The sequence below is a fragment of the Vibrio sp. V03_P4A6T147 genome, from assembly GCF_002241085.1.
GTDB classification, from domain to species: domain Bacteria; phylum Pseudomonadota; class Gammaproteobacteria; order Enterobacterales; family Vibrionaceae; genus Vibrio; species Vibrio anguillarum.
Map to the genome: position 1 here is coordinate 1 of NZ_NDIO01000138.1, position 14,644 is coordinate 14,644.

Genomic DNA, 14,644 nt, shown 5'->3' on the forward strand with positions numbered 1-14,644 from the left:
TTAGTGTATCGCAACTCGTGGCATGAAGTACGGACTCTCCATTTTACTGGCGAAACGGCGATGCTCGACGCGTTGAAAACCGTGCTTGGCAAAATGCACCAAGATGCGCTACCGCCAGAGTCTGTCGATGTATTTTGTTACAGCAAAAGTCTGCGTGGCGTGATGCGCAACATGGTGTACCAGTTGCTGGCGGAATGTATCGATTTGCGTTTGAAACCGGTAGAGCAAGAGAAACGTCGCCGTTTTAAAGCGTTACGCATTGGCGATCAAATGTATGGTCTGTTTTTTGAACGGCGAGGGGTTTCGGTACAGAAGTTGGAAAATTCGGTAGATTTTTACCGCAGTATTTCAACCAACAAATTGAAAGGTTCACCGCTGTTAATGCTCGATCGCGATCAAGATTATCAACTGCCGGAAATCGTCGATGGTTTTGCTAGTGAAGGCTTAGTGCAGTTTTTCTTTGAAGATACCGATAAAGGCTTCAACATTTATGTGTTGGATGAGTCGAACCAAATTGAAGTCTATCACCAGTTCAGCGGCGAAAAAGATGAGATGATCACTAACGTCAACAGCTTTTATACCTCAGTGCGCGACGGTAACCCACTCTCCGCTAAACTTATTAACTTCAATCTGCCGCAGTATTATCAAATCGTCCACCCAGAAGAAGGGGAAAGCTATATTGTCCCTTATCGTAACGATTCCGCGCTCTATTCTCGTCCTTCAAAAGCGGTCAACGCTTAGTTCGGTAGCGCCAAGTCACACATCTGTCACTTGGCGTTGTTGCTTTACACCCAGTCGATCGTTTCGCCAGCGTGTTTTTCACATTCTTGTTTCACCATCGCAATCAATTCCAGCCCTGTTTTTGAACAAATCCAGTTTTGGTCGATCAGTTTGAAATGGAAACCGCCTGACTTTGATGCCAGCCAAATTTCATGCATTGGCTCTTGGCGGTTAATAATAATTTGGCTGCGGTCATCAAATTCTAACGTCATCACATTGCCTGAGGTTTCGTAATCAATGTCGGCACCTGCGTTGTCTATCGCTTGTTCAATGATTTCTAGCTGCTCATCGACAAGTTGGTGAAATTCAGTATCGTTCATCCTGTCTATCCTATTGCTTTTCCTGATTGTGGTGCGATTATAGGGGGCATTGACTCAATAATCACGACATGCAAAATGAAAAAATCAATCGCTGCACTTTTTATGTTGTCACTCCTTGCTTTAGCAGGGTGTGGTCAAACCGGGCCGTTATACATGCCAGCAGAGCCTGAGCAGAGTGAACAACCTCAGCCATAGTCATTGATTTAGCTTAAAGGAAACGAATTTTGGATTACTTCAATTATCAGGACGATGGTCAGCTTTGGGCTGAAAATGTCGCATTAACAGAGTTGGCTGAGCAATACGGCACGCCTTTGTATGTCTATTCTCGCGCTACTTTAGAGCGTCACTGGCATGCTTTTGATAAGTCGGTAGGCGAACACCCTCATCTGGTATGTTATGCGGTGAAGGCTAACTCAAACCTAGGCGTATTAAACACGTTGGTGCGTTTAGGGTCAGGTTTTGATATTGTTTCGGCAGGAGAGCTAGAGCGTGTTGTGGTGGCGGGTGGTGACCCGGCGAAAGTGGTATTTTCTGGCGTCGGTAAAACGGAAGCTGAAATGAAACGCGCGTTGGAGCTCAAGATTAAATGCTTTAACGTTGAATCCGAGCCTGAATTAGCACGTTTAAATAAAGTGGCTGGCGAGCTGGGTGTCAAAGCACCGATTTCACTGCGCATCAACCCTGATGTGGATGCACAAACCCACCCTTATATTTCAACCGGTTTGCGTGACAATAAGTTTGGTATTGCTTTTGACCGTGCACTGGATGTTTATCGCTTGGCACAAAGCCTAGAGAATCTCAGCATTCACGGTATTGATTGCCACATTGGCTCTCAACTGACCGCTATTGCCCCTTTTATTGATGCAACCGATCGCTTACTTGCGTTAATTGATCAGCTTAAAGAGGAAGGGATCACCATTAAACATTTGGATGTTGGTGGTGGTTTAGGCGTGGTGTATCGCGATGAGTTACCCCCGCAGCCTTCCGATTATGCCAAAGCCTTGTTGGCGCGTTTGAGTAACCATCAAGATCTCGAACTGATTTTTGAACCGGGACGTGCTATTGCGGCTAACGCGGGCGTGTTGTTGACGAAAGTAGAGTTTCTCAAACATACCGAACACAAAAACTTTGCCATTATTGATGCGGCGATGAACGATTTGATGCGTCCAGCGCTTTATCAGGCTTGGCAAGATATTGTTCCTGTTGTGCCGCGCCAAGGTGAAGCGCTAACCTATGATTTGGTTGGGCCTATTTGTGAAACCGGTGACTTCTTGGGTAAAGATCGTTCATTGGTCTTGGATGAGGGAGATCTACTGGCGGTTCGCTCAGCAGGAGCTTACGGTTTTGTGATGTCTTCGAACTATAATACACGTACTCGCGTGGCGGAAGTGATGGTGGATGGTGCACAAACCCACCTTGTTCGTCAGCGTGAAGCACTATCGAGCCTATGGGCATTAGAGCGTATTCTGCCGGAGTAAATTGAAGCATTATGCATTTCCATTTTTCTAAAATGCACGGTTTGGGTAATGACTTCATGGTCGTTGATTGTATTACACAAAACGTCTTCTTCTCCCCTGATTTGATCCGCCGCTTGGCGGATCGTCATACTGGCGTGGGGTTTGATCAGCTATTAGTGGTTGAAGCGCCGTATGATCCGGAAAGTGATTTTCACTACCGTATTTTTAATGCCGATGGCAGCGAAGTTGAACAATGTGGCAACGGCGCACGTTGCTTTGCTCGCTTTGTGCGGATGAAAGGGCTGACCAATAAGTACAGCATTGGAGTCACGACTAAAAAAGGCAAAATGGTTTTAAATGTTGAAGAGGATGATCAAATCACCGTCAACATGGGCATACCAGAATTTGAGCCTAATAAGATTCCATTTCGAGCCAAACAGGCAGAGAAAACCTACATCATGCGCGTTGAAGAGAAAACCTTGTTCTGCGGGGCGGTGAGCATGGGCAATCCGCATGTGGTGACAGTGGTGGAGGATGTGACAACCGCTGAGGTTGAAATTTTGGGTCCACTGCTTGAATCCCATGAGCGTTTTCCAGAGCGTGTTAACGCAGGCTTCATGCAAGTGCTGAATCGCAATGAAGTGAAGCTACGTGTTTATGAACGTGGCGCGGGTGAAACTCAAGCGTGTGGCAGTGGCGCGTGTGGCGCGGTTGCCGTTGGTATTCTTCAAGGGTTATTGGCGGAAGAGGTGACAGTACACTTACCTGGTGGCTCGTTAGAGATCCACTGGCAAGGGCCGGGTAAGCCACTCTATATGACAGGCCCTGCGACTCATGTGTTTGATGGTCAAGTCTCTTGTTAGGGTTAAGTAAGATAAGGAATCGTTTTGTCACACGTTGAAGCGGATGCACTCACAGCCGAAGTTGTGGCTGAATATTTACGAGATCACCCAGATTTTTTCCTCCAGCGTTTAGAGCTGGTTGACAGGCTCTCCTTGCCGCACCATCAACAAGGTGCGGTCTCTTTGGTGCATGTACAACTGAATCGTCAGCGCCAGAGAATTGAGGAGTTAGAGGAAGAGATCACCGCCTTTATGTCATTAGCGGCCAATAATGACCGCACTTTCCACGAATTTATGGATCTGCAAGAGCAGATCTTAAAATGTCATTCAATGCCGCAAGTATGCAAGGCAATAGAAAACAAAGCGCAAACCTTAGGTTTGGTAGCGTATATTCGTTTACTGGCCTCGCCTGAAACCGATTATCAATTGACCCAAGAGCAATGGCAGCGTTTTGCAACTAACCATTTTAATGGCAAAAATGCTTATTTAGGGCGTATGAAAAAGTTGGATCGCCAAGCGTTATTTGGTGAACAAACTGCTGTGCCAGAAATGGGTTCGTATGTGGTGCTACCATTAGGTAAGCGCTCATCACAAGGCGTATTAGCGTTTGCAAGTGAAGATGGCGGCCATTTTCAACCGAGTATGGATACCCTCTTTTTACGTCATTTGGCGTTAGTTCTCTCTCATTTAATTGAGACTCTACCTTGGCAACCGATTGAGCATGACCGAATCAGCCACACCTCTGCCTAACGGCTTACAGCAGCCCTTAACTCGCTTCTATGAATATCTGCGGAGCGAGAAAGGGTTGAGCTTGCACACCCAACGCAATTACAAACAACAGCTGGAAACCATGGCGCAGCATTTAGTGCAGATGGGGCTGAATCAATGGCAACAAGTCGATGCCGCTTGGGTGCGACAGCTTGCGAGCAAAGGGATGCGTGAAGGGATGAAAGCCAGCAGTTTAGCGACGCGTCTCTCTTCATTGCGCAGTTTTTTTGATTTCTTGATCTTGCGTGGTGAATTGACAGCTAACCCGGCCAAAGGCGTTGCAGCACCGCGTAAAAAACGCCCGTTACCGAAAAACTTAGATGTGGATGAAGTCGCACAACTACTCGAAGTCAAGGATGATGATCCGCTATCAGTGCGCGATCGAGCCATGATGGAATTGATGTATGGTGCTGGGTTGCGTTTAGCTGAGCTCGTCAGCATTAACGTAAAAGACCTGAGCTTTAGCCGCGGCGAGATTCGAGTGGTGGGTAAAGGGGATAAAGAACGTAAGGTGCCTTTTGCTGGCCAAGCCAAAGAATGGGTGGCGCATTGGTTGAAAATACGGACGCAGTTTGCGAACGCTGATGAGCAAAGCTTATTTGTTTCAAAGCTGGGTGTTCGTATTTCGCATCGCAACGTACAAAAACGCATGGCCGAGTGGGGGCAAAAGCAGGCGGTGGCTAGCCATATTAGCCCACATAAACTGCGCCACTCTTTTGCGACTCACATGCTTGAATCGAGCAATAATTTACGTGCTGTGCAAGAGTTGCTGGGTCATGAGAATATTTCGACGACGCAAATTTATACTCATTTGGACTTTCAACATCTTGCGCAGGCCTATGACCAAGCGCACCCAAGAGCACGTAAAAAGAAACAGAGCGAATAACGCATGCACTTTTATCGCAATATCGGCCCCATTAAAGCGATGAGCTTTGATTTGGACGACACGTTGTATGACAACCATCCAGTGATCCATCATGTTGAGCAGCAAATGGTCGTGTGGCTGCACACTCATCATCCGCTTTCCGCGACGCGTCCGATAAGTTGGTGGCAGCAACTTAAACAGCAACTGGCGCTGCAAGAGCCACTGCTCGGCCATGATGTCACTCAGTGGCGATTTAAGCAGATAGAACAAGGCTTAATTCAATTAGGCTATTCGCCGCAACTTGCTTTACAGGCTGCGCAGAATGCCATTGAAGAAGTGTTGCGGTTACGTCACTTAATCACGGTGCCAGAGAAGACGCACCGCGTGATGACCGAACTGGCAAAGCGCATGCCGTTAGTGGCGATTACCAACGGCAATGTTGACCCGCACAAAATTGGCTTGGGGCATTATTTTCAACAAATTTTTAAAGCGGGTCCCGATGGCTTGGCTAAGCCGTATCCGGATCTTTTTGACAAAGCGCAGGCTGCATTACAGTTACCTGCAGCCTCGATTTTACACGTTGGTGATCATCTGATAACCGATGTGCAAGGCGCAAAATGTAATGGTTTTCAAGCCTGTTGGTATAACGATCAAGGCCAAACCTTGCTCGCCACTCGTAAGGCCAAAGTGTTGCCTGATATTGAAATCCATCAACTGGATTCATTACTGCAGCTTTAGGGCGTGACCGCTTTTATCCGCTTGAAAAGCCTTGAGATAGTAAGTAAAAAACGCGCGTAACTCTCTCGCGTTATTTGGTTCTCCGAGAGAGTTGAGCAGCTCAACGCCCACTTCTAACGTGCATAAATGACCAGCATCTTGATTTCGCCTTAATCCATACTGAGAGATTTGATTTGGGGTGAGGTGTAGCTGCGGTAAATCGGATAACCAAGGGCTCTTATTGAGCATCTTCTTGGCTTCTTGCCATGTCCCATCCAGGATAATAAACACGATTTCTTGAGTGTCAGACGTTGAGAGAGATTGGTATTCGGTGAGCGATTGACTGCGCGTCGAAGGAAAAATAACCACAGCGTTTAACTTCTCATCCAGAATTCTCTTTTGTAATGATTTCGCCGTAGAGACTCGGTCCCAGATGTACACAGAGGAATTGGGCAAGCTACGCAGCAGCAGCTTGCCAGTATTGGTCGCTCGATGCGGTTCATTTTCATGCATCAGTAGTGCAATGCGCAGTTGGCTATCCAGTGTTGGTTGCAGTGAACAGAGGCATTGATAGCTAAAATGGCAAACTGGGCAAGGGCACGGTCTGGTCACTTATGGTGTCTCGATATTTTCAGAAAATAACGTTAAACCGCCATTGGCGATAGGGTAGAGTACATCGCCCACCTTCTCTTTTTCTGCTTTCAGTTGGTAACCAGTGCGAGTAAAGATACGTTCAGAAAGCAGATATTGTTGCTGGTGGCGCGTCATGACAACTTGGATCTGATTTAGGTTTAATGGTTGCCAAAACCCCTTTTCAACGGTCGATGGCTGACCATCGTTGTAGTCATAATGAGTGCTAGCAGTATGATCCGCATTCAGTTGCAAACGAATCGTGAAATCCCTATTTTGGGTCGAAGTAGCATGATAAGCCCCAACCCATGGAAGCGTCGCATCACTATTACCTAAGGTGGCACATCCCTGATAGCTTTTCTCACCGACCTTCAAGGTGGAACTCCAGCCGTACAGCGAGTCACTCATCCCGTCACTGCACATTTTTTGTGTGAGGAGCAGCGAACCTTGATTCATTTGGTACTCGCGCTTGGTTTCAGATAGCTGACTTTTTGTGATAGCGAATGTTTGAGTTTCACCGCTGATGGTTTGAAAGTTAAGGTTTTTCCCTTCAAAGTGGATGGACCATGACGGTTCGTTGCCAAAAGCGCGTGTCGGTTTGAGTGGTTGATTGCAGCGTTTAGGATTTTCAGCACTGAGCATATTGATGCTGGTCACGTTGAAACGTGCGCTGGAATCGGCATCGAAGCCTGTGCGGCTTGGCGCTGATAAAGTACCAATGAGTTCGCCATACAAAGGCTGATAAGGCGAGCGAGCCAAACTCAAGGCTTGCTGAGTCTGCTGTGGCGTCAGTGCTAGCCAATATTGTTGATTGCTACCACAAGGTGTAAAGGTTTGCGCCTCATGACCCACCACGACTTCTCCACGCATAATAAAGGGCTGTGCTTTGATTGAGCTGGGTTTATCCAAACTCGCCATCGGTACGGCTGGTGGCAGTGATGCGTTGTGTGTCGCACAGGCTTGCAGCATTAATGTGGTCAATAACAGCGCGGAACAGTGAAGCACTTTCATAGCAGACTCTTTTTGGGCAATGCAACGAGGCTAGATTATGGCATAAAGGCGCTGGCAAATTGAACTGATGGGTGTGAATTTAACAACCCGCGGACAAGAATCAGAGATAAATCGTGAAGCCGTTATGAACAAAAACACAGCGCTCAAATGGCGCTGTGTTTTGTGACCGCTCGTTACTGCAGGCTGCTGTTACAATAAATGTTCACGCAAATAGTGAGCCACGGCGTCTTCTGCATTGCTACCAATCACGGTGTTATTCGGCAGTGCATTGAACACTTTTTGATGCGATGTGCCCATCACCAAGCCTTTACCAGCCATCGACAGCATTTCCACATCGTTCATACCATCGCCAAACGCAATACAGTTATCTAGGGTCAGGTTTAATGATTCTGCAACGGCTTTGAGCGCATCCCCTTTCGACACTTCTGCTGCCATCACTTCCAAACACCAAGGTGTTGAGAAGGCGACGTTCAGTTTGTCGCCAAAAATATCGTTTAAGCGTTCTTCAAACTGAGCTAATAACTCATGATCTTGCGCTGGGTGGGTGAAGAATATTTTGGCGACGCCCTCGGTAGGTGCGTTATTGACATCAAATACTTGGTAGCTAAAGCCGGATTCTTCGTGGAAATCACGCAGCGTTTCATCTTCTTTATTCAATAACCACGATTCATCTTGATAGATGTGAACAAAAATATCAGGGTTTTGCTTAAACACATCAATGACGGGCTGTACCAATTCTTGCGGTACATTTTTACTGTACATCAGGTTGTCATGTTGATCGTGAACGCGCGCGCCATTGGAAGTAATCATGTAGGCTGGAATGCCCGCTAACTGGCGAATACCCGCCACATCAACGTGATGGCGACCGGTAGCGAAGATGAAAGTAAAGCCTTTTTGGTGAAGTGCTTGTAGCGTTTGCTTGGTGAATTCGCTCAATTGGTGGTTTGGCGCAAGTAGTGTACCGTCGAGATCGGACGCCACGATATGAATCGCGTGCTCTTTACATTCGGTGGTCATAAAACCCTCATTATCATGGTCGATTTGGTTTGCAGATCGCAGATGGTGGAGAAACTTTGGTGTGGCTTAGTTTACGCCATCTTAAAGAGGAAAAAGAGGGTAAAACTCTCAATTGAAATTTCCTCTATTTGCTCAGTTCTAATACCGTGATTAAACTGTGTTCTCAAGAGATTGGAATTGCTTAAATAGCTCATCAAGTGCTTGGTTTCGATAGCAATCCTTTTCAAAAAAGAGCTCATGCTTTGCTCCTTCAATGATGACCAGCTTGCTAGATGGATTGGTTTTCGCCAGCTTAGTGACAAAGCGAATTTGATCCGCATTACTGACAATCTCATCCTGTCCTGCTTGCAAGATGAGTGTTGGTAACTTCACTTGACGAGTCATCAGTTGACACAGCTTCGCTGCCATGAGCCCTTGCCATACCCAGCGCGTGCTAGGGCCGCCAACTTGCAATTCGGGTTTGCGTTGGTACAGGTCTCGAAACCATTGGTAACGCACCTGACTTTGACTTAATGGGTTAATCTCAAAAGGCTTTGCCGAATAGGCTTGATAGCCCGGCGCATAGGTTGGTTTGCTATACATCGCCGTCAGCACTTGGCTCAGTGTCATGGCGATAGGACGTAATTGCCATGGCATGTTGACACCAAACATTGGCGCGCTGAGCACCATAGCCGCAAATGGGTGTTGAGGGTATGTTTGTACATACCTGGTCGCAATGGCACCGCCCATCGAGTGGGCGACGAGAAAACGTTGTGCATAATGGCTTAAGTCAAAGTGCTCAATGACACGCTGCATGTCTAAAATGTAGTCATCAAATTCACCGACATGGCCGATTTGTGGATCGTCGATTAATCGATCAGAAAGCCCTTGTCCACGGTGATCAAAAGAATAAATATCATAACCTTGTTGGAAAAAATCATAAAATAGCTCCTGATATTTCCAGCAAGATTCAATTCGTCCGTTGACGACGAAGATCGCCTTTGAGTGTTGAGGCGAGGTAAGTTTGCACCAATAAAGTTTTGTTTTATCAGCAGATTTGATAAAACCTTCTTCTCTGGAGTGCCAGAAATCGGCAATCGTGGTATTGATCACTTGCTCAAAGAAAGACTCTTGAGTATAAGGTGGGGAGTTTGGACTCGTCTGATTCATAGATTATTCTTATTGGACAGATTCGAGGAATAGTTCATTTTTAGGCTAGATTAGTCTAGTTGAGAGGAATTGCAATGGATACTCATGTTTGGCTTGCCTATGTGGTGACCGCGATACTGTTTAGTTTGGCGCCGGGTTCAGGTACGGTCAATTCCATCAGCAATGGCCTTAGCTACGGTACACGTAAATCACTAGCCGCGATTGTGGGTTTACAATTGGGTTTGGCTTTTCACATCATGTTGGTGGGAGCCGGAATTGGTGCCTTAGTGGCACAATCAGCCATGGCATTTAGTGTGATTAAGTGGGTTGGTGCTGCGTATCTGGTGTGGTTAGGTGTTCAAAAATGGCGCGATCGTTCAAGTATGATGGCCAATGCAACGGCTCAAATGCAAACGAGTTGGTCTTTATTGCGTCGAGCGGTGTTGATCAACCTGACAAATCCTAAATCCATCGTCTTTCTGGTGGCGCTTTTTCCACAATTTATTGACCCAACCCAAGATCAGTTCATTCAATTGTTGGTGTTAGGCGTGACCACGGTAACCATTGATTCGATTGTGATGCTTGGTTACACCTCCTTAGCCGCACGCATGGGGCGCTTTATTCGTTCAGAGAGTGTCATGAGTAAGATTAACCGAGTATTTGGCTCGATGTTTATTGGTTGTGGAGCGCTACTGGCAGTGGCGAAGTCCTAAGATGGCTATGTCTCAATTATTAGTTGTTAATCACTAATGCATTATTCTTATGTCGCACGACAACCGATCTTAAATGCCAAGCAGCATACGCTTGGCTATGAATTGCTCTTTCGTGATGGGGAAAAAAACGCGTTTCCAGCGCACATTGAGTCGAATCGAGCCACGTATCGCTTGATCGTCGAAAACTTTCTTGCGGTGGGGATCAATCCTAATATTCCCAAATCACGTTGTTTTATTAATTTTCCCTACAAGAGTTTAATTCGCCGTCTGCCTTTAACGTTGCCGCGAGAACAAATTGTGGTGGAAGTGCTCGAAACCTGTGAGCCGACGGATGAACTGCTTGAGGCGATTAAAGAGTTGTATCGGCGTGGCTATCTGGTGGCGCTGGATGACTTTGTGTATGCGCCAGAATGGGAACGCTTTCTGAGTTATGTGCACATCGTCAAGCTCGATATTATGGCGCTGGGCTTAGATCACGCTTGCGAGTTTGTACGTCAGCGTTTAGCGGAAGGCAGTAAGCGTCGTTATTTAGCGGAACGAGTTGAAACGGATCACCAGTTCACCGTGACACGTAATGCCGGTTTTAGCTTTTTCCAAGGTTATTTCTTTAGTAAACCAGAAATGATCAAGCAGCGTTATGTTGGACCAGAGCAGATTATCGCCTTGGAGCTGTTTCGAGAAGTTTGTAAGCCAAATGCTGATTTTGAACGGATTGAATACATTGTCGCGCAAGATGTAGCGCTCTCATACAAGTTGCTCAGATTCGTCAACACTATGTCTGATCGCTTATCTGTGCCGATTTCCTCTTTTCGTCAAGCCTTGGTCTATCTTGGTCAAGACAAGCTCAAAACCTTTGTATCATTAGCCGTTGCTTCATTTGTCTCAGCTAAAAAGCCGAAAGAGTTGTATAACCTCTCTTTGCAACGTGCTCAATTTTGTCAATTAATGTCTGGGCATCCTTCATTTCGTCAACATCGCGAGCAAGCTTTTTTAATTGGTCTTTTTTCTGTGTTAGATGCCTTACTGGATATTTCAATTGAAGAGCTGGTTGCGCAGTTACCCTTATGTGACGTGGTCAAACTAGCACTGCAAAAGCGTGAAGGACCCATTGGCGAGCTGTTGGCACTTGAGGAGTGTTTTGAGCAAGCGGACTGGCAAGGAGTGGAAAGCCATTGTGATCTGCTAGGGCTTGAATTAAATCAAGTCAGTGATGAGCTTTCGGCGGCGCAGCGCTGGAGTCAAGATATTCATCGTTTGCTGTAATAAATTTCGTGCGAATGTAAAAACCGCCGTCATGAGCGACGGCGGTTTGCCCACTTAGGGTTTATTGCAGCCAAGCATTCAGCATCCATACCAGTTTCTCTTGTTCGCGGATGTAGTCACTCATCAGTGCTGAAGTGCCTTCATCTCCCGCCTGCGTCGCAATTTCAAGAATTTCTCGTTGCTGGTGGATCAATACACTGAATCCCTTAACCAATCCTTGCATGGTTTCTTGACCATTAGTTGCGTTAGTGTGTTCTGACACTTGTGCTGTTGCTAAATAGGCGCTGAAGCTATGCAACGGTTGATAACCTAAAGTCAAAACTCGTTCCGCTAACTCATCAATTTTGACCTGTATGTCAGTGTAAATCTCTTCAAATTTTGCGTGCAGTTCAAAGAACTCTTTTCCTTTGATATTCCAATGGTAACCACGAGTATTCATATAAAACACTTGGTAGTTAGCCAATAATTGGTTTAACGCTTGTGCAAGTTGTTGGCTTTGGTTGGTATCTAAACCGATCAAATTTGTTGTCATGTGTTCACCTCGTTGTCATGGATAAGTGATTTCTCTTGTTAAGCATTAGATTGCACCTTGAAGTGAACAAAATAAATTCGTTTTGATTGATTTATTCGATAGGTATTAGCTATTAATTATAATGGCGTTAGTGATCCTTTACCGATAACTGACTTGCGGATTACATAGCCAACTATTTCAACTTTATAGTAGAAACCTTAAAACACTGTGGATAGGCACTATGACCAAACGAGTTATTTTTTTTGATTTATTGCGCTGTTTGGCGGCTGTAGCGGTGATCGGTATTCATGTGTTGGCCCCCTATCGGCAGCAACTCGGCGATATTCCTTTTGAGCAGTGGGTGGTTGCGGTTGGCATCAATAGTGTAAGCCGTTGGGCTGTGCCAGTCTTTATATTGATCACTGGAGCCTTAATGCTCAGTGATCGTCGCCCTTTTGATGCGCGTTATTATGTTCAGCGACGTCTTGGCAAAGTTTTGCTGCCATTTATCGTTTGGTCGCTCTTCTATACTTATTTGTCCGGCTGGAGTGCGAGTGGATTTGATGGGCAAGTTGCAAAGGCGGTGCTGAGTAACAGTACGCACCACGCAACGTATTACCATTTAGGTTTTTTTTATTACTTTATCCCACTTTATTTTGTGATCCCTTTTCTACAACTGCTGGTCCGAAGAGTTGATGATAAAGCGCTGTACGCATTAGTTGCCGTGTGGCTGCTGACGACCACCTTATTTTTATGTGGTATTGATGGTCCTTGGAGCAATGAGCTATGGCTGTTTGCTGGTTATTTACCGTTGGGTTACTTGCTTTATCAGAAGGTGCCACTCAACCGAGTAACGCTATGTATGGCGATTCTGCTTGGCTGTCTGGCACTATTGACGACGGTATGGATGGTGGTCAGCCACAGTGTCGCAGCGGGTGAGTATACGATTGGTCGCTGGCTCTCTTATAAAACACTGAACGTTGTGTTAGCCGCCAGCATGATATTTATAGTGTGTCGATATTTTGCTGAGAGATTGCCCGCTCGTGCTAAGCAAGTCGTAAGTGTGATAAGCCAGCACAGCTTAGGCATCTATTTATTACATCCCATCTTTCTATGGCCTGTAAAAGAGTATGGGTGGGATCAAGGGAATCCCGCATGGGTGATCCCGTTATGGATTCTCGTAAGCGGCGCAGGATCACTGGCGGTGAGTATATGGGTTGCTCGCTCTGCAAAAACACGTTGGTTATTACCTTAACGCTTGAGTGCAAAGTGTAGAAACTTGTGTCCGCAATAAGTCAGCATTCCTTGGTCGCCTGGGTTAAGTGCATGGTAATAATGCACGCCGACTTGAAATTCCCGCTTTGGGCCAAGTTTGCCTTTTTGGACGTAAATCCAGAACTCCTGATCCTCTTCCCCAGGGCGAGCATGAGGGATGACGATGGCTTGCTTGTCGATAATCGTGACATTAGCAGTGCGTTCGGGGGCGTTTTCGCCTTGCACATGGCGACGATAGAAATAGCTAGATACCCAAATAGCAGAGATAACTAACAAAGCGACAACGATAAGTAATGAAAGCGGCATGGTGAACTCCTTAGCGATGAAGGCGACATTTTAGCGTGCAACATATGGCAAAGGAGTGTTGCTTGCTACTAAAGCGTGAGTTTGATTGGTTTGACGGTTTTTTTTCCAGCGGATATCACATTTCCTCGGCTGGTTAGCGAGCAAAAATGCTCAACTATTCCGTGGGGAAGTATGATAAAAATAGATGGAGCGCCACCAGAGTTGGCACAGGAGGGCGATAATGTCAGATATTGAGAAAGTGGTTTTGCGAACGCGTCGATTGGAAAGCTTGTTGAGAGAGCAATATCACGCTGAGGGGAAGGGGTTACATCAATTGGTGACCTGCTGTGAAGAGCGTTTACCACATGATGTGGTGGGCAAGCTGAGGTTCATTGCCACTATTCGTAACAAAGTTGTGCATGAAGATAACTATCAGTTAGAAGATCGCAAAGCATTTCTTCGTGTGTGTGATGAATGTGAGAAGGAGCTGACTCCGCGCAGCGGTCGCTTTATTTGGCGCGTAGCCATTTCATTAATGACCTTAATCACGTTAGCGGCGCTTCTTTTTTACTATCTTCATTGGGAAGCCCTATCGAAACACGTCACAATGCCATAAATGGTATTAGGTTGTTTTACTCAATCGTTAGATAAAAAAAGAGGACACGAAAGTGTCCTCTTTTTTTATTGGGAATTAGATACTTAGTACATCATTGGCAGTGTCATTAGGCCTACGATAACCGCGATCATTACAAGTCCCTGTTTTTGAGATGAAGAAATCATAACACTGCTCCTTTATTCTGTGGTTTCATTCTATGAATATGAGAATAGCACTACTTTGTTTAGTTGATCAACCTCAATTTGATGAAGTATCCAAAATAACACCTTAACATCATCATATTCAGGGAATATTGGCAATGTTTAGTGCTTGTTTTGGTGTGTTTATATAATGTTCTTCTTGGTGTTGTTTTAATCTGTATTTATTTAATTCGTTGAATTTGTTTAATTTTATTAGGTTAATGTGATGTTGCTTGTATGGTTTTTTTTGGTTTTACTATCTTAGGT

Annotated in this window: 18 protein-coding genes; 11 read left to right on the top strand and 7 right to left on the bottom strand. The window is 45.7% G+C overall.

Annotation, left to right across the window (positions count from 1 at the left end; genetic code table 11):
• Nucleotides 1-741 (top strand): class I adenylate cyclase (locus B9J84_RS05115; protein ID WP_179217523.1); only part of this gene is annotated, 741 nt, incomplete at its 5' end.
• 44 nt (nucleotides 742-785) lie between these two features.
• On the opposite strand, the gene cyaY is transcribed toward B9J84_RS05115, so the two are convergent.
• Nucleotides 786-1,100: an iron donor protein CyaY gene (cyaY, locus tag B9J84_RS05120; protein WP_017044535.1), complete on the bottom strand. Its 315-nt coding sequence runs from the start codon at nucleotides 1,098-1,100 to the stop codon at nucleotides 786-788.
• On the opposite strand from cyaY, the gene B9J84_RS05125 reads away from it, so the two are divergent.
• Genes B9J84_RS05125 through yigB form a run of 6 tightly spaced genes read left to right on the top strand, consistent with a single transcriptional unit; the run spans nucleotide 1,080 to nucleotide 5,770 of the window.
• Nucleotides 1,080-1,295 carry a lipoprotein gene (locus tag B9J84_RS05125; protein ID WP_170889752.1) on the top strand — a complete coding sequence of 72 codons (216 nt, stop codon included), beginning with the start codon at nucleotides 1,080-1,082 and terminating at the stop codon, nucleotides 1,293-1,295. The two genes, cyaY and B9J84_RS05125, sit on opposite strands and share 21 nt — an antisense overlap.
• 29 nt (nucleotides 1,296-1,324) lie before the next feature.
• Entirely contained in the window at nucleotides 1,325-2,578 is a 1,254-nt protein-coding gene (gene lysA / locus B9J84_RS05130) for a diaminopimelate decarboxylase (RefSeq protein ID WP_094123687.1), read from the top strand.
• An 11-nt stretch (nucleotides 2,579-2,589) separates the two neighbouring features.
• Entirely contained in the window at nucleotides 2,590-3,420 is an 831-nt protein-coding gene (gene dapF / locus B9J84_RS05135) for a diaminopimelate epimerase (RefSeq protein ID WP_010319875.1), read from the top strand.
• A 24-nt stretch (nucleotides 3,421-3,444) separates the two neighbouring features.
• The gene (locus tag B9J84_RS05140; RefSeq protein ID WP_094123688.1) at nucleotides 3,445-4,149 is read left to right on the top strand and encodes a DUF484 family protein; all 705 of its coding nucleotides are present in this window, start codon (nucleotides 3,445-3,447) and stop codon (nucleotides 4,147-4,149) included.
• Complete coding sequence (gene xerC / locus B9J84_RS05145) at nucleotides 4,121-5,053, top strand: tyrosine recombinase XerC (RefSeq protein ID WP_010319873.1); 933 nt, start codon at nucleotides 4,121-4,123, stop codon at nucleotides 5,051-5,053. Before B9J84_RS05140 ends, xerC begins: the two co-directional genes overlap by 29 nt.
• 3 nt (nucleotides 5,054-5,056) lie before the next feature.
• Nucleotides 5,057-5,770, top strand: coding sequence for a 5-amino-6-(5-phospho-D-ribitylamino)uracil phosphatase YigB (yigB, locus tag B9J84_RS05150; RefSeq protein WP_094123689.1), 714 nt, complete (start codon nucleotides 5,057-5,059; stop codon nucleotides 5,768-5,770).
• On the opposite strand, the gene B9J84_RS05155 is transcribed toward yigB, so the two are convergent.
• The 4 genes from B9J84_RS05155 to B9J84_RS05170 form a co-directional block, all read right to left on the bottom strand.
• On the bottom strand, nucleotides 5,756-6,361 hold the full coding sequence (locus B9J84_RS05155) for a tRNA-uridine aminocarboxypropyltransferase (RefSeq protein WP_017042049.1): 606 nt from the start codon (nucleotides 6,359-6,361) through the stop codon (nucleotides 5,756-5,758). The genes yigB and B9J84_RS05155 overlap by 15 nt on opposite strands.
• Complete coding sequence (locus tag B9J84_RS05160; RefSeq protein ID WP_047690019.1) at nucleotides 6,362-7,390, bottom strand: COG3650 family protein; 1,029 nt, start codon at nucleotides 7,388-7,390, stop codon at nucleotides 6,362-6,364.
• A 189-nt stretch (nucleotides 7,391-7,579) separates the two neighbouring features.
• Nucleotides 7,580-8,407: a Cof-type HAD-IIB family hydrolase gene (locus tag B9J84_RS05165; protein WP_013855511.1), complete on the bottom strand. Its 828-nt coding sequence runs from the start codon at nucleotides 8,405-8,407 to the stop codon at nucleotides 7,580-7,582.
• 150 nt (nucleotides 8,408-8,557) lie between these two features.
• Nucleotides 8,558-9,556 (bottom strand): alpha/beta fold hydrolase, encoded by a 999-nt coding sequence (locus B9J84_RS05170; RefSeq protein ID WP_026028809.1) that lies wholly within the window; start codon nucleotides 9,554-9,556, stop codon nucleotides 8,558-8,560.
• Nucleotides 9,557-9,630: 74 nt separating this feature from the next.
• Here B9J84_RS05170 and rhtB point away from each other — a divergent pair, with 74 nt between their 5' ends.
• Both rhtB and B9J84_RS05180 read left to right on the top strand, forming a co-directional pair.
• Complete coding sequence (gene rhtB, locus B9J84_RS05175; RefSeq protein ID WP_029388131.1) at nucleotides 9,631-10,248, top strand: homoserine/homoserine lactone efflux protein; 618 nt, start codon at nucleotides 9,631-9,633, stop codon at nucleotides 10,246-10,248.
• A gap of 36 nt (nucleotides 10,249-10,284) precedes the next feature.
• Entirely contained in the window at nucleotides 10,285-11,511 is a 1,227-nt protein-coding gene (locus B9J84_RS05180) for an EAL and HDOD domain-containing protein (protein ID WP_013855508.1), read from the top strand.
• A 61-nt stretch (nucleotides 11,512-11,572) separates the two neighbouring features.
• On the opposite strand, the gene B9J84_RS05185 is transcribed toward B9J84_RS05180, so the two are convergent.
• Entirely contained in the window at nucleotides 11,573-12,043 is a 471-nt protein-coding gene (locus B9J84_RS05185; RefSeq protein WP_013855507.1) for a Dps family protein, read from the bottom strand.
• A 220-nt stretch (nucleotides 12,044-12,263) separates the two neighbouring features.
• Between B9J84_RS05185 and B9J84_RS05190 the strand changes: the two genes are divergently transcribed.
• A complete protein-coding gene (locus B9J84_RS05190; RefSeq protein ID WP_094123690.1) occupies nucleotides 12,264-13,277 on the top strand; it encodes an acyltransferase in 1,014 nt (337 codons plus the stop codon).
• On the opposite strand, the gene B9J84_RS05195 is transcribed toward B9J84_RS05190, so the two are convergent.
• On the bottom strand, nucleotides 13,274-13,603 hold the full coding sequence (locus tag B9J84_RS05195) for a DUF2500 domain-containing protein (RefSeq protein ID WP_094123691.1): 330 nt from the start codon (nucleotides 13,601-13,603) through the stop codon (nucleotides 13,274-13,276). The two genes, B9J84_RS05190 and B9J84_RS05195, sit on opposite strands and share 4 nt — an antisense overlap.
• Nucleotides 13,604-13,823: 220 nt before the next feature.
• Between B9J84_RS05195 and B9J84_RS05200 the strand changes: the two genes are divergently transcribed.
• Nucleotides 13,824-14,198, top strand: coding sequence for a DUF4145 domain-containing protein (locus B9J84_RS05200; protein WP_094123692.1), 375 nt, complete (start codon nucleotides 13,824-13,826; stop codon nucleotides 14,196-14,198).
• Nucleotides 14,199-14,644 lie beyond the last annotated feature (446 nt).